This is a genomic window from Streptomyces sp. NPDC104096 (assembly GCF_055584385.1).
Genome location: NZ_JBVJMD010000026.1, coordinates 31,432 through 49,763, shown reverse-complemented (window position 1 = coordinate 49,763; position 18,332 = coordinate 31,432). Strand labels below are relative to the sequence as shown.

Here is an 18,332-nt window from a genome sequence, read left to right as displayed (position 1 = left end):
AGGCGCGGGAACAAAGTTCAATGGCCTCGCCAGGGCGAACCCGTTTCGCCCTCCGGGACCGATCACCGGCCTGCCCGGCCCCGGGCAGGCGACGTCGTGTGCGGCCGTGCGGCAGGACGGGCGGTGGTCTCCGAGTAGTGTTCCGACGGCAACGGACTCCGCAGGTTGCCGGAGTACCAGGGGTTCGAGGGGTGGAGGTCACCACCGGCATCCAGAGCCTTGCCGGGCCATGCGGGCGCGCTCACCGCTGCTACGTCGACCAGCGTGACCGCGTCGTCGTTCATCTCTTCCTCGCTGCCTTCCGAGCGGCTGTCGGCGCGCGTCCGGTCGGACGAGGGCTCCGCCGACGCACCCCCCTCAGCCGTCGCGGAAGCCGCTCTCGTACGCGACGCCGAATTCCTGGTGCCGGGAAAGGCGTTCGCAGGGTCCGTCCTCTGGAGCAGGTCCTCGACCACCGGCAGCCTCCTCGCCTCGTATGCCGCGCGGAGCCCGGGGTCATTCGCTATGTGCTCCAGGGTGGCGTGCAGCACTTGCTGGAGTTCCGGGATCGAGAATTCGGCCACCTTCTCCCGTGCCGACCCCTCGGAGGTCCGGGCTGGGCGGACAGCATTGCTGCCTGGCGCACGGCGGGCGCCGCCGTCGACGTGGACGGGGTGACTCGCTTGCATCGGCGGCAGGCCCTGGGCGGTCACTCGCGTGCCTGATGTCTTCGAGGAGAGCTTCTCCCGTAGCCACGCCAGTAGTTGGGCAAGGCGTCCCGGGTGCGTGGAACGCGACCGCCGTGCACTCGCCCTCAGGTCTTCCTCGATCAGCTCCCGCGCCAGTTGCTCCGCGGGCGGCGGGGGCGGGGTCGAAGGCCTGATCCACCTGGACTCACGCGGTTCCGGCCGGGAGCCGGGAGTGTCGAAGGACATGTCTGCTCTCGCTCTTTTCGCTACGAGACCTACGGAGTACGGGCCTTGACGCGAGACACGACGGGGTCAGGGGCGAACGACGGCGCGAGGGCCGAGCCCTGCCGCCACCGCATCGTCCACATCAGCGGCTCACACGGCCGCGCCTCCACGGCACGGCCGTGTGAACCGAAACGGCGTGGCATCAGCGGCGCTTGCCCTTCTTCCCCTTCACACTCGCACGACTCCTCGTCGTGCTCGGGTCCTGTGCGGCGGAACGCCTGTGCTCCTGGTAGGTCCCTGGCGACTGCGGCGTCTCCGCCCAGTTGCTGGGCCCGGCGACGCCGGAAGGCGGGGCGAAGGATGCCGCCGACGTGTAGGAGGGACGCAACGAGGGGGCGGGACTCTGCAGATCGGACACAGTCACCGCCGACATACCGGACAGACCTGACGCGGTGTGGTGGATCCCCGGGGCGGACGACGCAAAGGAGTCATGCGCCTCGGCCGGCTCAGGTATAGGGGCCCACTGACCCGGTCCGTTCCCGACTGCCGGGTTGTATTGCGCTCCTCTGTAAAGCCCGTATTGCTGCAGCTCCTCCAGCTGGGCTTGTTGCCACGCCTCCTGCTGGTCAAGATGTCTGTGATGCATCATGTCGGCTATCGTTGCGCCTCCGGCCACCCAGTTCGCCGCCCCGCTGATCCGCCCGGTCACCGCTTCGTCCGTGCCCGCGGCAGCGGCTGCAGCGGCCGCCAAGTTCATGCCGGTTGAAATGACGCGACCTGCAGTAGCGGCCAGTTGGGTTCCATCGATGGAACCATTTTCCTGCTTGTCCCAGTACAGGTCCCAACCCTCCGCTCCGGCCTTGACGATCTGAGCGCCGATGCCGACCGCAGTCAAGGCCTTGCCGCCTGTACCGGGCACGAAGGCTGCCGCGCCCTGGATCATGGTGGGAGCTGCGTCCCCTACGCAATTTAGGACGCTTCTCCCGTGCTCCGAGATCCAGGCTCCCATGCGAGTGGACGGGCCGCCCGCTCCTCGCACAGCGGAATGGATCAGGGCCTCTTTGATTTGCTCGCTACGCTCGGAGATCCAAGTTCTTGTTTCCGCCGCAAAACGCCACACCCCTCCCGTCGAATGGTCGACCTGGTAAAAATTCCCAAGCCCTCCGTTTGGGTTCTCGACGTAGTAGCCCGTATTTCCCGGATCGATTGGAGGCGCATCCAGGGGGATCTCACCGTCGACCTGGCTGGCCAGCACCTGCCCGCCCACCTCCACGAACTGTACGGTCGTGATGGTGGAGGAGTCACTTCCCTCCGATTGATGGCCCGCCGAATGCTCCGAATGTACTGAGCCCGCCATGTTCCCCCTCTCCTTGGGTGAACGGTTGCTCTGCTCGACAGGCACAACGGCGCTTCCGGGGCGTCGGTTCAATACCGGCGCCGTTCGAGCTCGGAGTCATCGGGCCGACGGCGGCGGCGCGAACGGGTCGAGCACGTCGACCACCGGCTTCTCCTTCGGACGGTGGGCGCCGGGTTTGCAGCCGGCGAAGGGGCCCCGCGGGTCCCGGAGGGAGTCCATGACCGGAGGCAGGAAGTCGCGATGCCAGCGGGCGGGGCCGGACATGTCGGATTCAGGACCGGTCAGTTCTCCCCAGGCGAGCCAGAGGCCGTGGAGCTGGGCGACCGCTTCGGGGTGTTCCCACCAGCGGGAGCACCAGGGAGACGCGGACGTGACCTCCCTGCCGTAGACGGGCAGCAGCACGTGATGCGTCCACAGGGTCAACTGACGCAGCGCGTTGAGGTAGGCGGGACCCTGCAGGTAGAGGATGAACTGTGCTGCCGGGGGGTGCTCCCGTGGCGCCTCGTCCGCGGGCTCGGGCGCAGGCCGCTCCGCCGATGCGGCGGTTTCCTGCTCGGATCGGGTGTCCTCGAGACTCTCCAGCGATGTCGTGCCCATGATCCTCCTCCTGCCTGCACGGCTTCCCTGCCGGTCATCGAGCACAACGGGGTGGCAACAGGAGGGGTTCAACGGTCCGACCGTCCGTCTGGCGACTTGCCCCCCGCCGATATCCCCGCCCGGATGGGATCGAGGCCCGGGCGACCTCCCGTCCCCACTGGACATGAGACAGAACCATTCACTGGCAAGAATCTGCCTGTTCATTCAGATGTTCTCCCGATTCACCTGGCACACGATGTGTTCCGGATGACGGGTGCGTACTGACCGAGAATGCCGGAGGGTGTCATGCCGAACCAGGATTATCCGTTTGGTCCGCCGGTGGCGCCGAAGAAAACCGATGACAGGCCGCAGGAGATGGACGATCTGGGGCAGGTCCGCCTGAATCCGGCCTGGGTGCCACTTGAGCTCATTTCAGCCGATGCCTTCACGAAGGGACCGGAGGGGGCGGTCTGGATCTATTCGGTTGTCGAAATGGAGCGCGAGATCGCCGGCGAAAAAAGGATGGAGCCCGTCATCATGCTGGGCAGCGAGAAGGTCTCCACCCTTTTTCACGATCAGGAACTGGACGATCTGTTGAGCGGAATACAGGAAGCGCAACGAGGGCAGGTGGAGGCGCATCCCGATGGAAGGGCTGAAGTATTCACGAAGGAGGATCTCAAGAAGGCCATCGACAAGCTGGGGCACCCGACGATCACGGCAGCATTCACCCCTGACGGCAAGACGCGAGTACAGGAGGCCATGATGAGTGGTGAGCTGCACGCTTATCCGTCGAAAAACCTCGTCGTACTGAACGACAAGTCCGGTCGCTATATGAGCGTGAAGGCTCGTGGTGAAGTCGATCCCCGAGAAGTCGCGGCGTGGGGGGAGGCGGTGCGCCGGCTGTTCAGCGAGCACCTCCCGGGAGTTACCGTGCAGTTCCAACAGATCAAGACCCTGAGACCGCCGGAGAACGACGTCATCGCCCATTTCGCCAACACCGTGCTGCCCCCTGCCAATCCGGGGACGACAACAGGCACCCCCCGTACCGGGGTGGACACCTCCTCCCACCTCGGCAAGGCAGACGCTCCCACCACGGGAAAAGCGGCCCAGCGCTGAAGTACTGTCTTGTGCGTGGACGTACGCGCGCAGACGTTGTTCCAGGTGTCCCTGCTGGGTCCGCTGCGGCTCCGGCGGCGAGAGAGCGAACTTCCACTCGGACCGCCCCAGCAGCGCGCTGTCCTCGCGCTGTTGCTGCTGCGGCGTGGCCAGGTCGTCGCGGTCGACGAGTTGGTGGACGGGATCTGGGGCGCCGACCCGCCGACCGCCGCGGTGTCCGTGTTGCGGACCTACGTCTCCCGGCTGCGCAAGGTCCTCGAGCCCGGCCGTCCCGCAGCCGAGCCACCTCGGATCCTGGTGTCCTTGGGTGACGGGTACGCGCTGCGTTCCGACGGCTTCCTGAGTGATCTCGACCGGTTCGACGACCTCGTGACGCAGGCCTCGGCACATCGTGCCGAGGGCGACGACCGGACCGCCGTGCACCTCCTGCGCAGCGCTGACGAGTTGTGGGTGGGTGTTCCGCTCGCCGGGCTGCCGGGGGAGTGGATCGAGGTCGAACGCAGTCGTCTGAGGGAACGACGGCTGTCCGCCCTGGAAGCGCGGCTGCGCCTGGAACTGCAGCTCGGACAGCACGCCCGGGTGCTGCCCGAGCTGACCGCCCTGTCCGAGGCGCACCCGTTACGCGAGGCACTGTGCGAGCTCCACGTCGTCGCCCTGTACCGCAGCGGGCGCCGGGCCGAGGCCTTCGACGTCTACGCCCACACGCGCCGCATCCTCGTCGAGGAACTCGGCATCGAGCCCGGCCCGTCACTGCGCGCCCTGTACGACGGTCTCCTCGCGAGCGATCCCGGGCCTGCCCGGCCCGGCTCCCAGGAGATGTCGGCGGACACCGATCACGATGCACGAACCCACCACCACGACCAGGCTCACGACCACGACCAGGCTCACGACCACGACCAGGCTCACACCAGCACCGTACGGCCATCCCAATTGCCCGCGGATCTGGTCACGTTCGCCGGACGCCGCGCCGAACTCGACCGTGCCGAGGCGCTGCTGCCCGACCGGGAGCCTCCCACGACTGCGTTGTCGGTCCTGGTCAGTGGAATGGCCGGCGCGGGTAAGACCACCCTCGTCGTGCACTGGGCGCACCGGGTTGCCCACCGCTTCCCCGACGGCAGTCTCTACGTCAACCTCCGCGGCCACGACCCGACCGGTTCCCGGATGGATCCCCGTGAGGCGCTGGAGGGGTTCCTGGTGGCGGTCGGGGTCGCCCCGCAGGCGGTCCCCGAGGGGCTCGACGCACGAGCAGCCCTCTACCGCAGTGTGCTCGCCGGCCGGCGTCTGCTGATCGTGCTGGACAACGCCGCCGACACGGAGCAGGTGGAGCCTCTGCTGCCGGCCGTCCCCGGCTGCCTGGTCGTCGTCAGCAGCCGCAACCGGCTCAGCGGCCTGATAGCCCGGCACGGCGCCCGTCCACTCCCCCTGGGCGTGCTGTCCGCCGGGGAATCACTCGAACTGCTGGCCCGGCGGCTGGGCGCGGCACGCATCGACGCCGAACCGGAGGCCGCTCGGGACATCGTCGACCTGTGTGCCCGGCTGCCACTGGCACTGTCGATCGTCGCGGCGCGTGCTGCCCTGCACCCCGGTTTTCGGCTCGCCGACATCGCCACGGAGCTACGGAAAGACCACGGCAGCCTGGACGCGTTCTCCGGTGGCGACCTGGGCACCGACGTCCGTGCTGTCTTCTCCTGGTCGTACCAGGCCCTCTCCCCTCAGGCGGCCCGCCTCTTCCGCCGACTCGCGCTGCACCCCGGCCCCGACATCACTCGCGCCGCGGCCGCCGCGCTGGTCGGCACACCCCTACGCCAGGCGCACGCTCTACTGACGGAGCTGACCGGAGCGAGCCTGCTCACCGAGCGTGCCCCCGGACGGTTCGTCTTCCACGACCTGCTGCGCACCTACGCCACGGAGCGCATGCGGGCCGAGAGCGGCAAGCCGGTGCGCAGTGCGGCGCTGCTCAGGTTGTACGGTCACTTCCTTTTCACTGTGCACAACGCCGCCGCGGTTCTCGACCGCTTCCGTGAAGCCATGCCGCTGCCGCCGATTCCCGCGGACGCCGCCCCGCTGGAATTCAGTGACCGCGCCCAGGCGGCCGCCTGGCTGCGCACGGAACGGCACGTCCTGCGCGCGATCGTCGGGCAGGCCGCCGCGCACGGCTTCCACACCCACGCCTGGCTCATGGCCGCGGCACTGGACGTCTATTTCAACCGGCTCGGCTACTGGCACGACCTGCTCGAAATCGAAACCACGGCACTGGAGTCGGCCCGGGCAGCCGGCTCGGTGACCGGTCAGGCCTACGCCCTGTGCGGACTGGGGGGCGCGCACTCCCAGCTCAACCATCCGGATCAGGCGCTGCGGCACTTCGAAGAGGCGCTGGAGCTGTTCCGGTCGGTGGGCCACGCGATGGGCCAGGCCCTGACCCGTCGCGGCCTCGCCTATCTGAGCAATCGGACGGATCGCCCTCAGGCGGCGCTCGACCACTACGCGCAGGCCATCGAACTGTACCGGTCCGAGGACAACGTCAGCGGCGAGGCCGGCGTGCTCAACCAGGTCGCGTGGACGTACATCCTGATCGGCGAAGCCGAGACGGCTGTTCAATGCTGCGAGGAGGCCATCGTGCACTGCAAGGAGTTGGGCGACCGCTACGGCGAGGCCTCGACACAGGACACCCTCGGCTACGCCCTGTACCACCTCGCCCGACACCCGGAGGCCATCGCGTGCTTCCAGCGGTCGCAGCGGTTGTTCCACGAGATCGGCGACCGCTATCTCGAATCCGACGTCCTGCGTCACCTGGCCGCCGCCCACCTCGCCGCCGACGAGCGTGACGCCGCGCGCGCCGCCCTGACGGCGGCACTCGCCCTGCTGGAGGAAGGCGACCATGCGGCGGCCGACCAGGTGCGGCGAGAACTGTACGAACTGGACGAACCGGAAACGGGTGTGCCGCCTGCCTGAAGCAGGACGCTCATCACGCCCCGTCGTCCGTCAGAGCCTCTTTGAGGCTGCGCAGAGCGTAATAGACCCGGGACTTCACCGTGCCCTGCGGGACGCCCAGAGCCTGAGCCGCCTGCTGGGTGGTGCGGTCCGCGAAGACCGTCGCCTGGAGCGCCTCACGGTGCGCCGAGGTCAGCGACCTCATGGCGTCCCGTACCACGATCGACGACAGCATCCTTTCGATGACGTCCACCTCGGCGGACATGTCGGCCAGCCAGGACTCGCCGTTGACCTCCGGCGGTCGCGCCATCCGCGTCCGATGCGCATCGATGACGAGGTTGCGGGCGACCCGGAACATCCAGGGCCGTACTGCCATCCCCTCGCTGTCGGCAAGGGCTCTGCTGTTCCAGCAGCGCAGCAGCGTCTCCTGGAGGATGTCCTCCGTACGGTAGGTGTCCCCGCCCAGCATGCGCAGCACGTACGAGTAGAGCGCCGGGCCGTGTTCCAGGTAGAGAGCGCGCAGAGCCCGCTCGTCGGAAGAGGTCGCGCTCGCCGATCCGATGACCGTCACGTTCAAGGTGTGCTCCTGGTGCTCGCGGTGACCCGTCCCGATCCGCAGATCGGATGACCGGGCCTCGTGGAGCCGGAGTCTTGCGACGTGCCGTGCATGTTCGATTGACAGTCGGTCCACGCGATGGACGACGGCGATATACGCCCAGGTCGTGCGCCGTGTTTCGGCTGCTGCCCACGGAAAGGCTCAGGCGAACACCTCCAGCTCGTCCAGGCGTCCGCGGATCCGTCCGGCGAGTGCGGCGTGGGACGGAGCCAACGAGCCCTGACGGCTCAACTGCGTCCACATGTCGAGCAGTTCGCGTCCGTGCACCTCGATCGCCCGCTCGTCGTCGAGCCACTGCCAGGCGGCCGTCGCCCGCACCACGTCCCCGTGCGCCGGCCGGTCCCCGACCCGGCACCGGATCCGGGCGACGGCCAGGGCCAGTACGACAGCTTCGCGGTGTTCGCCGCACAGGTGCGCGACGTAGGCCTCCAGAGCCCGCGCCTCCACGGCGTACGGATCGTCGGCGCCCGCCTCGTCGGTGAGCCTCTGGCGCAGTTCGGACGCGAGGCCGTACGCCTCGTCCAGTCGGCCGGTCCGTGCGAGAGCGCCGATATGGCGGATCTGTTCACCAAGTCCAGCGGGAAGAGCGACAACGGGTACCGGGACAGGAACAGCGGCTCGGTCGAGTACGGGGTCGGCCGCCTGGGCGGCAGCGGCGGCGCGGGCCACGGCGGCGGCGATGACGGCGCCGCCCACCGGGGCGGGACCGGGGGCGGGCTCGGCGACCGGGCGGGGCTCAGGGTCGGTCCCGCACTCTCCCGCGGGCTCGTGTTCCGCTTCGGACTCGCGACCGGGCCCGGACTCGGACTCGGGCTCGGGACCAAGGCCTGCCCCGGACACCTGAGCGGGTTCGGGCGAGGGGTCGGGCCCGGGCTCGGATCCGGCGGTCGGCGGCGGCTCGAGGAGGCGGCTGGAGCCGTCCGGCGCGACCTCCAGGACGAAGTGGCCCTCGTCGGGCCGCTCGGTCACCGTCGCCTCGACGGGGCCGCCCCGTTCGACGGCGTGCCGGTGCAGATGGTCCAGTACGACTTCGTGCACGGACCGGCCCGGTGCGGGGACGAGGGGTTCCCCGTCGATCTCGGCGAGCCCCTCGTGGGAGATGTACACCTCGTGGCGTGCCATGACTGTCCTCCTCATGGGGTCGGTGCGGGCGCGAGGGCTTCGGTGGGAACGGCAGTGGGGAGGGACGTCTGGATGCCGGTGGGGGTGGCCATGCCCGAGGGAATGGCCGCCAGCCCCGAGTACTTGGCGAACTGGGCGCGCACGGCCGCGACATAACCTTGAGCCTCATTGGTCTGCGGCACGCCCTTGGCGGCACGGACGGCGTCCACGCCCACGTCGTAGCCGGCCAGGGCGAGATCCAGGACACTGCCCGTGGCCTCGTTGGCGGCGATCATCTTCCGCGCCTGGTCGGCCAGATCGCACATGTAACGGCCCTGCGCCATGATCGAGTCCTTGGCGTCCGACGCGGAGGTCTTGCCGTTGTCGTCGTCGTCCTTGCCGTACTTGGTGAAGATGTCGGGCGGCAACTGCGAGATGCCCTGTCTGCCGTCCGGTCCGACGAGGGACGCGTTGAAGCCGGACGCCTTCTCGATCTGTGACGCGATGACGATCGGACCGATGTCGGAGCAGAGTTTGCCGGCTTCCTGGATGGGGTCCACCAGGTCCTTGGGGACCGTCGAAGTGTCCAGGTCGCCCCGACCGTCGCCCTGGAAGACGGCGATCACCGCGCTGGCGTCGCCCGGACCGGGAACGTGGTTGTCGCCCCCGCCGCCGAAGATGAGGTGGAACAGCAGGTAGATGGCGATCAGCGGGGCCAGGAGGACACCCAACCCGCAGAAGATGATGACGACGACGGCCCCGCCGGCCAGAGTCGCCGGGAACAGCAGGCAGCCCGCGCCGCCGACGGCGATCGCCGTGTTCCGGACGGCCTTCGATCCGCCTTCTTCCTCGCCCATGGGTGTACGCCTTCTTCCCCTTGCCTTGAACCGCTGTGCCGCATCGAACCGTTGTGCTGTCCAACGGGCTCGGCAGATCGAAACGGGCCCTGGAGCGAATAAGTTCAAACCGGTGGAAACCAGATGATCCAGAACAGTGGACGTACGAGCCAGGGGGGCGGGGCAAGCATGGGCGGATCTTCGGCGGCACCGTCGGGCCGGGGAGGCTGGGTGCGGGGACCGATGGCCACTGCGCCGTCGCACCCGGCCCCCGAGGACGACGCAACCGGTACGGCGGCGGGACCGGCCACAGGGACGACCGTCTCGCCACCCGCCGGCACCACCTCGGTGCGGACCACCGGACCTCGCGTCCCGGCCCGCACCACCGCGCCGGCACACCCCGCCGGCCGGACCGCTTCACGCACGGCGGCTCCGTCGTCCCCGCACCCGTCCCGCCGCCGTGCCGGCGCCCCGTCGTCCGAACCGGCCTGGGGCGAACCCCGCCGGCCCGGACCGGCACGCGGCGGTTCACGCGAAGCGGTCGGCTGGGTCAAGGCGCACGGCGGTGCCGGAGTGACTTCTCTGGCCGAGGTGCTGGGCGGGACGGACGTGGGAGCGCGCTGGCCCGACCCCTCCCGGGGCGAACCACGACGGGTTCTGCTCGTCGCGCGGACGAGCGCACGCGGCCTCACGTCCCTGTCCCAGGCGTTGCGCGCGCTGCACGAAGGACGCGCTCCGCAGGAGATCGAGCTGATCGCCGTGGTCCTCGTCGCCGACGCCCCCGGCCGCCTGCCGCTCGTCCTGCTGCGCCGTATCCGCGTGCTGCGCTCCGCCGCGCGGGTCCTGCGGGTGCCGTGGATCCCGGCGTGGCGCACCGGCCACACCCCGAAGGTCCTGCCCAGGCAGCTCGACCGGCTCGCCGAACTGGTGGGCGGCGAGCTGCACGCCGAGGGAGCCACGCCATGACCCCTGCCCTGTCCGGCGCTCGGTTCCTGGCCGCCACCACTACCTACACCCCGCCCCAAAGCGCGCACACGATCATCGACCTCCTCGCCTGGTGCGCGTCGGCCGCGGGCGTCTTCGGCCTGATGGTCGTCGGTATCAACATGGCCGTCCAGCTCAACCGAGGGGAGCCGGGAGAGGGCGGCACCCACTTCCGCGGAGCCTTCATCGTCGCGCTCGCCTGCCTGGTCGCCTCGACCGCCGGCCCGCTGGTCACAGTCCTCGGCGACCTCTCCCTTCTCGGCGGGCCGTAGGCCCGTCACACCCTTTCCTTCACATAGATCCAGCCTTCTGCCCACCGCTCGTGCGGGCACCTGATTCTCCGGAGATCTCCCATGTCCTCGCTTCTCCTCGAAGCCACTCATTTCCTCGCCGTAGGGCCTTCGCCGGGCACCGGCGGCGGCGTACCCCAGCCGCAGAGCGACGCACCCGCCGAGCTGGAGACCAAGGTCAACACGGTCCTCGGCATCGTCGCCTGGGCGGGTACCGCGGCCGGTGTGCTCGGTGTGCTGGTCACGGGCGCGATGATGGCCGTCTCTCTCAAGCGCGGCGAGAGCTCGGAGCACACCAGCCGCCTCGGCATGGTGCTCGGCGGCTGCGTGCTGGTCTCCACCGCCGGCCCGCTGGTCTCCTTCGTCTTCAACTGAGCCGGCGGCGATCATGATGCGACGCAGACAACGGCAGGCGGAGGAACCCGGGCCGTACTGGAAGCAGCGCAACTGGCAGTTGTCGGCAGGATTCCTAGGTCTCGTCGTGCTGGTCGGAGGGGTCGTCGCGCTGACATCCCCCGGCCACAGCGCGAGTCCGGTGGCGTCCCGGGGCCCGCTGTCCAGCGGCTCCGTGGCGCCGGACGGACGCCCCGAAGGCTGCCGCACCGACGACACCGCGGGAGACGCGCTGCCGACGAAGGCGCCGAAGGACGTCAGCTGGCGCACCCTCGGCATCTCCCGCGTGCCCGTCTCCGTCTCGGCCGGGCCCACCCGGACGGCCGGGCCGGTGCACTGGTGCTACGCGCACACGCCCATCGGTGCCGCCCTGGCCGCCACCGTCATCTCGACCCAGATGAGCGGATCCGGTTGGAAGACGGTCAGCCGACAGCAGGTGGTGGCCGGGAAGGGACGTGATCTGTTCGAGTTCCAGCGCTCGATGATCCAGAGCATCGACAGTGCCGACCAGGCCGGCGGCGCGTCCTTCGGCTCGCACAGCGGCTTCTCGGTCACCTCGTACACGAGCCGGGCGGCGAACGTCAGTCTGCTGATCAGTACCGGTCAGGGCTATGCGACGACCAGCATCCGACTGCGTTGGAACGGCGGGGACTGGAAAGTCGTGCCCGGCGGCGACGGTTCCCTGCACACACCGGTGACCACGCTCCAGGGCAGCTCGAGCGGCTACATCCTGTGGGGGGTGTGAAATGACCTGCGGCTCGACCGGCAATGCGCTCGGTGACCTGATAGTGGGTTTCTTCTCGTTCCTCGCCGATCCCATCGGAACGATCATCCAAATGATCGCGAAGTTGATTCTCGTGGGCGCGGTATCGGTGTTCAGCACGGCTGCGCCCACACTGAAGGACACCACCACGGCGAAGAACGTCAGCGGCCAGACCCAGTGGCTCGTGGTCTACCTCGCGGTGGGATCGCTGCTCTTCTCGGCCGCCCGCATGGCGGTGGAGCGGCGCAGCACCGCGGGAACGACCGCCCTGAAGGGCATACTGCGGGTGATCCTGGTCTCGGGTGCCGCCACCACCATCGTGATGGCCGCTGTCGGTGTCGCGGACGACTATTCCACCTATCTGTACAAAGCGGGCGCACAGGACATGTTGAAAACGGTCGGCGCCTGCTCGTGGGACAACAGCGTCCCGGCCTTCCTGATGCTGATCCTGGCGTTCCTGCTGCTGATCGGCGGGATCATCCACACGGTCCTGATGTACATCCGGCTCGGCGTCCTGATCCTGCTGCTCGGCACTCTGCCGCTGGCCGCCGCCGCGTCGATGACCGACTGGGGCGGCGGCTGGTGGCGCAAGCACATCGGCTGGTTGATCGCCTGGCTGCTGTACAAGCCGGCGGCCGGACTCGTGCTGTACGCGGGTATGCAGATGCTCACGTCGACCGCCGAGGGAAGCAGCGGGGTGGACGAACGCATCGCCGGAATCGGAGTGATGCTGTTGGCCGCGGTCGCACTGCCCGCGCTGCTGAAGCTCGTGGTGCCCGCCACCGCGGCGCTCGGCGGGGCGTCCGCGTACTCCGGAGCCATGCAGTCGGCGGGTGGCGCCCTGGCCACCGGCGCCCGGTCGCTCGGCGGCGGCCTCGGCGGCAGCGCCGGCGGCAGCCACGGCCGACCGGGCCCGAGCGGCGCGTCGGGGAGCTCGGGCGGCACCGGTTCGACCGGTGCGGGTGGTTCGAGCAGTGCGGGTGGTTCGAGCGGCGCCGCGGGAGCATCGGGCGGCGGAAGGACGGGCCCCGGTGGTGCCGGAGGCGCCGACGGGGGCGGGGGCACGGCGGCGGGTGCGGGCCGCGGCGCGGCAGCGGCAGGCGGACGACCGGCCGCCGGTGCGGCGGTCGCGGCGGCGGTGAGCGCGGCGCAGGTCCTCGGCCGAACCGCCTCCGGTGCCCTGGACGGCGCCGACGGCGACCAGGGCCACAACCCCAGCCCCCACCGTTGATCCGGTGACGGCTCGCCGGCGTGTCCGGAGTGCGCCGTCGCCCCCTGAACGGGCCGCCGGGCTCCCGCTCCCCCTGTGGAGCCCGGCGGCCCTCCCCACTTCCCGGCCCCTGCGGCCCCCACCGGTGTGGCGCCGTCACGCCACGCCTCTCGCTCCACGAAGGGAAACGGACACCCATGTCCACGGAAGTCGCCACCCATCCGACCTACGGGAACTGGCGCAGGCCACGGCGGCCGGGGCTCGGGCCGCTCGGGCTCGTCGGTACCTTCGGTGTCTTCGGCGGCCTCGTCGTCACGTTGCTCGCGTCGTTGATATCGCTGTACGCGGCGCTGGTCGTCTTCGTCCCGGTCGTGCTGTTGCTGACGCCGCTGGCCATCCGCACCCAGGACGGGCGCAACGTCTACCAGTTGCTCGCCCTGCGCGTCGGCTGGCGCCGCCGCAGGGCCAGGGGCGCGCATCTGTATGTGTCCGGCCCGCTGTCCGTGCGGCCGGGCGGACGCTTCCGCCCGCCCGGCCTGCTGAACAAGGTCACCGCCACGGAAGGCCGGGACGCGTACGACCGCCCCTTCGGGATCCTGCACCACCCGGGCCGCGACCTGTACACCATCGTGCTGGGCTGTGATCCCGACGGCGGCTCCCTGGTCGACCCGGACCAGATCGACGTCTGGGTGGCTCTCTGGGGCGAGTGGCTGGCACGGCTGGCCCACGAACCCGGGCTGCGCGGTGCCTCCCTGATCGTGGAGACCGCGCCCGACCCCGGCACCGCCCTCGCCAACGAGGTGCTGCCCCGCATCCGGCCCGACGCCCCCGCTGCCGCCCGTGCGGTGATGGAAGAGGTCGTCGAACGCTACCCGACCGCGTCCTCCGAGATGCACACCTACGTCACCCTCACCTACGGCGCGCCCGGCGGCCAGCGGCGCAGGAAGGACGACGTGGTCACCGACCTCGCCGTCCGCGTCCCGGGCCTGCTCAGCGGGCTCGTCGCGGCCGGTGGCGGATCCGCGTACCCCCTGTCGGCAGAGCGCATCGCCGAGGTCGTGCGGGTCGCCTACGACCCGGCGGTGGCCGCCGACGTGCTCCAGGCCCGGGCGCAGCAGGGCGGTACGGGCCTGGAGTGGGAGGACGCCGGACCGGCTGCCGCCGTGGAGACCGTGAACAGTTACCAGCACGACTCCGGGGTGTCACGAACATGGCTGCTGACGCTGGCACCGCGCGGCACCGTCCGCTCGTCGGTGCTCAGGGGCCTGCTGGAGGCGAGTCCCGGCACCCGCCGCAAGCGGGTCGCGCTGGTCTACCGGCCTCTCGATCCCGCCACCTCGGCGCGGATCGTCGAGGCGGACCGACGCGCCGCCCAGTTCATGGCCACGTCGGGCCGGGGCATGGTGCAGGCACGCGCCGCCTCCGAGGTGCGGGCGGCCGAGCAGACCGCGTCGGAGGAGGCCGCGGGTGCCGGGCTCGTGGAGTTCTCGCTGATGCTGACCGTCACCGTGGACGACATCGACCAACTGGCCGACGCGACGGTCGCCGTCCGCAATCTGACCGCGGCGTCCCGGGTGCTGATGCGCCCGGCCGACCGCATGCAGGCGGCGGCGTTCGGCTGCACGCTGCCCGTCGGCATCCTCCCGTGGGAACAGACCCTGGTACCGCACGAGTTGCAGGAGGCGCTGTGAGCCGCCGGAGCGAGGAGAAGAAGGCCGAGCGGGATGACCGGATCGCCGAGGAGAGGGTGTGGCGGGCGGGTCACGGCGCGGCACCGCCGAGCCTGTCGGCCGCGACGCGGGAGACGTCCGGGAAGAAGGGCCGGTCCGGCGGCCAGAAGCCGGCCCGCCCCAGAGAGCTCTACGTCCCACCGCGCGGCTGGTACGGCCCCGGCGGCGGACGTGTCGGCTACATGGATCCGCCGACCATGTGGCGTGCCACCACCGTGCAGGCTTGCGGCATGTGGCCTTTTGCCGCCGGTTCCGGATCTCCGATGACCGGTGTGCCGCTCGGGCAGCACCTCTTCACCGGCGCGACCGTCTGCGGCGACCCGCTGAACTGGTTCACGCGTGCCCGCTACATCTCCAATCCGTCCCTGTTCATGCTCGGCATGCCGGGCCTGGGCAAGTCCACCCTCATCAACCGGATGCTGATCGGACTGAGTGCGACCGGCGTCGTACCCCTGGTGCTCGGCGACCTCAAGCCCGACTACGCCGACACCGTGCGGGCTCTGGGCGGCCAGGTGATCTCCATCGGCCGTGGCCGGGGCGGCATCAACGTGCTCGACCCGGGCGCCATGGGCGCTGCGGCCGCGCGGATCGGCGGCCAGGCGGGCGAGGTCCTGAAGGCCGAGACGCACGGCCGGGTGCTGAACATGGTCGCCGCGTTGATCACCATCGTGCGTGGCCGTCCCATGGACGACCACGAGCAGTCGGTGCTCTCCGCGGTCCTGCACCACCTGCGTGAACGCACCCCCGAAGGCCGTGCGGTGCTGCTCCCCGACCTCCTGCGGGTCCTGACCGAGGGTCCCGAACGGGTGCGCGCGGTCACCCTGGACCGAGGTGACGACGCCCGTTACCGCGACGCCGTGGACCCGCTGCACCGCTCACTGCTGGGCATCCTCGACGGTCCGCTCGGCGACACCTTCGCCTCGGAGACGTCCACCCGCATCCACCCGGACGCACCCGCCGTGTGCATCGACATCTCCGGCATCGGTGAAGCCGACACCCAGTTGACCGCCGCCGCGATGCTCGCCGCCTGGTCCGACGGGCTGGGCACGGTGGCCGCCTCACACGCGCTGGCCGACGCCGGACTCGCGCCGAGACGCTGGTTCTTCACGGTCCTGGACGAGCTATGGCGCCCGTTGCGGGCCGCTTCCGGCATCGTCGACCGCATCGACGCGCTGACCCGTCTCAACCGGTCCCTGGGCCTCGGAGACGCCAAGATCACTCACACCCTCAAGGACGCCGAGGCGCTCGGCACCGACGCCGACCGTGCCAAGGCCCGCGGCTTCGTGGAGCGGGCCGGGATGGTGGTGTGCGCCGGACTGCCCAAGGCGGAGATGGAGGATCTCGGCAAGGTGGTGGGCCTGTCCCGGCGTGAGATCGAACTCGTGTCGTCCTGGTCCTCGCCCCCCGGCTGGGGCGTCTCCGGCGAACACGAGGAGCCGCCCGGCCGCGGCCGTTTCCTCATCAAGGTCGGCGGCCGGCCCGGCATCCCCATCAAGGTGGCCATCACCGACGCCGAACGACGCCTGCACAACACCAACACCCGCTGGACGCCCAATGAGGAGGCCATCGAGCAGTCCGTGGCACACGCCGCCGAGCAGGTGGCGCGAGCCGCCCAGGAGGAACCGCCCCTGCCGGGAAGGTGGACCGCGTGACCGGCAGACCACCCTCGACCGGTGGTATGCACGAGCTCGCCCCCTGGGCGATCCCGGCCGCCGCCGGGACCTTCCTCACCGTGTTCACCGTCGGCTGGGCCGGCGGCACCCTCGGAGCCGGTGTCACCGGCCATGGCTGGGACGCCCCGCCGTTCGCCCTGTCCTCCGCGGCGCGCCTCGCCTCCGGCGGTGCGGACGACCTGTGGCCGGGCGCCTCGCCGACAGCGGTCTACGGTGGCATGCTCGGCCTCCTGGTCCTGATCGCGCTGCCCACGGCGTTCCTCGTACGGCTCCTGCTGGACCGGGCGAGCCGCACCAAGGGCCTGGCCGGCAGGCGCGAGCTGGCGAGTATGTGCCCCAAGGGCATCGAGGCCCGGGCCCGCGAACTGCGCCCCAGCCTCAAGGGCCGGGAGAACGTCCACCCGGACGAGACCGGCAACCTCCTCGGCGACCTCGACCCCGGCGGCCCCGAGTTGCGCAGCAGCTTCGAGGACGTCGAACTCGACCTGATGGCTCCGCGAGCCGGCAAGTCCACGGGCATCGCCGTCCCCCGGGTGCTGCGCGCCCAGGGCGCCGTCCTGCTCACCTCCAACAAGTCCGACGTCTACGCCGTCACCCGCGCCGAACGGGCGAGGTCCGGCCGGGTCTGGACGTTCGACCCGCAGGGCATCGCCCACACCGAACGTGCCATGTGGTGGAACCTGCTCGGTGACTGCCGCACCATCGAGGGCGCCCGCCGACTGGCCGGGCACTTCGTCGCATCCGTCAACGACGACACCGCGAAGAAGGACTTCTGGATATCGGCCGCGCAGAACACCCTCACGGCGCTCTTCCTGGCCGCGGCGCGCGGTGGGGCCCCGGTCACGGATCTGTTGGGCTGGCTGGCCGATCCCGCCGACCGCACCCCGATCGACCTGCTGCGCGACGCCGACCTGGTGGCGATGGCGGAGCAGTTGCAGGGCACGGTGCGCGGCGCCGTGGAGACCAGGGACGGCATCTACGAGACCGCGAGGCAGACCGTGTCCTGCCTGCTCGACCCGGAGATCCTCGCCTGGGTCACGCCTGACCCGCTTCTCCCCGAGTTCCGCCCCGACCGGCACGTCGTCGGCACCGACACCCTTTACCTGTTGTCCAAGGACGGCGGCGGCTCCGCGGCCGGTGTCATCGCGGGCCTCGCGGACGCGACGATGCGAGCGGGCGTGGTGGCCGCCGAACGCATGGGCGGTCGCCTGGACCCACCGCTGACCGCGGTCCTCGACGAGGCCGCCAACGTCTGCCGCATTTCCGATCTGCCCGACCTGTACTCGCACTTCGGGTCCCGCGGCATCAACGTCGTGACTCTGTTGCAGAGCTACCGGCAGGGAGCCCGGGTATGGGGCGAGGTCGGGATGGACGCGCTGTGGAGCGCGGCGACCGTCAAACTGCTCGGTGCGGGCCTGGACGACGCGGACTTCGTGCAGAAGATCTCCACCCTGGTCGGGCAGCACGACGTGAAGACGCCGAGCGTCTCCCGCAGCAGGGACGGGTCGCAGCGCTCGTACTCCTACCGACAGGAGTCGATTCTGCCGCCCGACAAGATCCGTGCCCTGCCCAAGGGCACCGCCCTGCTGCTCGCCACCGGCATCCGGCCGGCGCTGATCCGGCTGCGCCCCTGGTACAAGGAGCCTGGCGCGGCCCTCATCTCGGCGCAGGCGAAGGCGGAGTCGAACGCGATCACCGCACGGGCGGCAGCCCGTCCGACCGGGGGTGCGGCGCCGGCGAGGAGCAGGCGCTGGGAACGGGACGCCATGCCGACGTGACCTCGATCGGCGGCGGTCGGGCGGGATGCCCCGCGCGCCGGGAACAGCGGTCCGGGATCGTACGACGCCGTCCGCTCGGGGTGAC

General features: G+C 70.3%; 16 protein-coding genes. 10 read left to right on the top strand and 6 right to left on the bottom strand.

The annotated features are described in order from the left end of the window. Positions 1 to 62: 62 nt before the first annotated feature. From ACZ60B_RS24865 to ACZ60B_RS24855, 3 genes are all read right to left on the bottom strand, one after another. Positions 63 to 563 carry a hypothetical protein gene (locus ACZ60B_RS24865; RefSeq protein WP_469390467.1) on the bottom strand — a complete coding sequence of 167 codons (501 nt, stop codon included), beginning with the start codon at positions 561 to 563 and terminating at the stop codon, positions 63 to 65. A gap of 532 nt (positions 564 to 1,095) precedes the next feature. Then, positions 1,096 to 2,250 (bottom strand): hypothetical protein, encoded by a 1,155-nt coding sequence (locus ACZ60B_RS24860; RefSeq protein WP_469390465.1) that lies wholly within the window; start codon positions 2,248 to 2,250, stop codon positions 1,096 to 1,098. A 96-nt stretch (positions 2,251 to 2,346) separates the two neighbouring features. Further along, a complete protein-coding gene (locus ACZ60B_RS24855) occupies positions 2,347 to 2,847 on the bottom strand; it encodes a DUF4913 domain-containing protein (RefSeq protein WP_469390463.1) in 501 nt (166 codons plus the stop codon). Positions 2,848 to 3,132: 285 nt separating this feature from the next. Between ACZ60B_RS24855 and ACZ60B_RS24850 the strand changes: the two genes are divergently transcribed. After that, positions 3,133 to 3,942 carry a hypothetical protein gene (locus ACZ60B_RS24850; RefSeq protein ID WP_469390461.1) on the top strand — a complete coding sequence of 270 codons (810 nt, stop codon included), beginning with the start codon at positions 3,133 to 3,135 and terminating at the stop codon, positions 3,940 to 3,942. A gap of 15 nt (positions 3,943 to 3,957) precedes the next feature. Beyond that, positions 3,958 to 6,894: an AfsR/SARP family transcriptional regulator gene (locus ACZ60B_RS24845; RefSeq protein ID WP_469390459.1), complete on the top strand. Its 2,937-nt coding sequence runs from the start codon at positions 3,958 to 3,960 to the stop codon at positions 6,892 to 6,894. Positions 6,895 to 6,907: 13 nt separating this feature from the next. On the opposite strand, the gene ACZ60B_RS24840 is transcribed toward ACZ60B_RS24845, so the two are convergent. The 3 genes from ACZ60B_RS24840 to ACZ60B_RS24830 form a co-directional block, all read right to left on the bottom strand. Continuing rightward, positions 6,908 to 7,444 (bottom strand): sigma-70 family RNA polymerase sigma factor, encoded by a 537-nt coding sequence (locus tag ACZ60B_RS24840; RefSeq protein ID WP_469390572.1) that lies wholly within the window; start codon positions 7,442 to 7,444, stop codon positions 6,908 to 6,910. 186 nt (positions 7,445 to 7,630) lie between these two features. Then, complete coding sequence (locus ACZ60B_RS24835; protein ID WP_469390457.1) at positions 7,631 to 8,611, bottom strand: hypothetical protein; 981 nt, start codon at positions 8,609 to 8,611, stop codon at positions 7,631 to 7,633. Between the two features lie 11 nt (positions 8,612 to 8,622). Further along, on the bottom strand, positions 8,623 to 9,447 hold the full coding sequence (locus ACZ60B_RS24830; protein ID WP_469390455.1) for a lysozyme family protein: 825 nt from the start codon (positions 9,445 to 9,447) through the stop codon (positions 8,623 to 8,625). Between the two features lie 552 nt (positions 9,448 to 9,999). On the opposite strand from ACZ60B_RS24830, the gene ACZ60B_RS24825 reads away from it, so the two are divergent. From ACZ60B_RS24825 to ACZ60B_RS24790, 8 genes are all read left to right on the top strand, one after another. Then, positions 10,000 to 10,392, top strand: coding sequence for a hypothetical protein (locus ACZ60B_RS24825; protein ID WP_469390453.1), 393 nt, complete (start codon positions 10,000 to 10,002; stop codon positions 10,390 to 10,392). Beyond that, complete coding sequence (locus ACZ60B_RS24820; protein WP_469390451.1) at positions 10,389 to 10,682, top strand: hypothetical protein; 294 nt, start codon at positions 10,389 to 10,391, stop codon at positions 10,680 to 10,682. Before ACZ60B_RS24825 ends, ACZ60B_RS24820 begins: the two co-directional genes overlap by 4 nt. An 81-nt stretch (positions 10,683 to 10,763) precedes the next feature. After that, positions 10,764 to 11,075, top strand: a complete 312-nt coding sequence (locus tag ACZ60B_RS24815; protein WP_469390450.1) for a hypothetical protein — start codon at positions 10,764 to 10,766, stop codon at positions 11,073 to 11,075. A 13-nt stretch (positions 11,076 to 11,088) separates the two neighbouring features. Beyond that, positions 11,089 to 11,838, top strand: a complete 750-nt coding sequence (locus ACZ60B_RS24810; protein ID WP_469390448.1) for a DUF8175 domain-containg protein — start codon at positions 11,089 to 11,091, stop codon at positions 11,836 to 11,838. Between the two features lie 91 nt (positions 11,839 to 11,929). After that, the gene (locus tag ACZ60B_RS24805; protein WP_469390446.1) at positions 11,930 to 13,087 is read left to right on the top strand and encodes a hypothetical protein; all 1,158 of its coding nucleotides are present in this window, start codon (positions 11,930 to 11,932) and stop codon (positions 13,085 to 13,087) included. Between the two features lie 176 nt (positions 13,088 to 13,263). Next, entirely contained in the window at positions 13,264 to 14,757 is a 1,494-nt protein-coding gene (locus ACZ60B_RS24800) for an SCO6880 family protein (RefSeq protein ID WP_469390444.1), read from the top strand. A gap of 221 nt (positions 14,758 to 14,978) precedes the next feature. Next, positions 14,979 to 16,448 (top strand): ATP/GTP-binding protein, encoded by a 1,470-nt coding sequence (locus ACZ60B_RS24795; protein WP_469390569.1) that lies wholly within the window; start codon positions 14,979 to 14,981, stop codon positions 16,446 to 16,448. Between the two features lie 26 nt (positions 16,449 to 16,474). Beyond that, a complete protein-coding gene (locus tag ACZ60B_RS24790; RefSeq protein ID WP_469390567.1) occupies positions 16,475 to 18,247 on the top strand; it encodes a type IV secretory system conjugative DNA transfer family protein in 1,773 nt (590 codons plus the stop codon). Positions 18,248 to 18,332 lie beyond the last annotated feature (85 nt).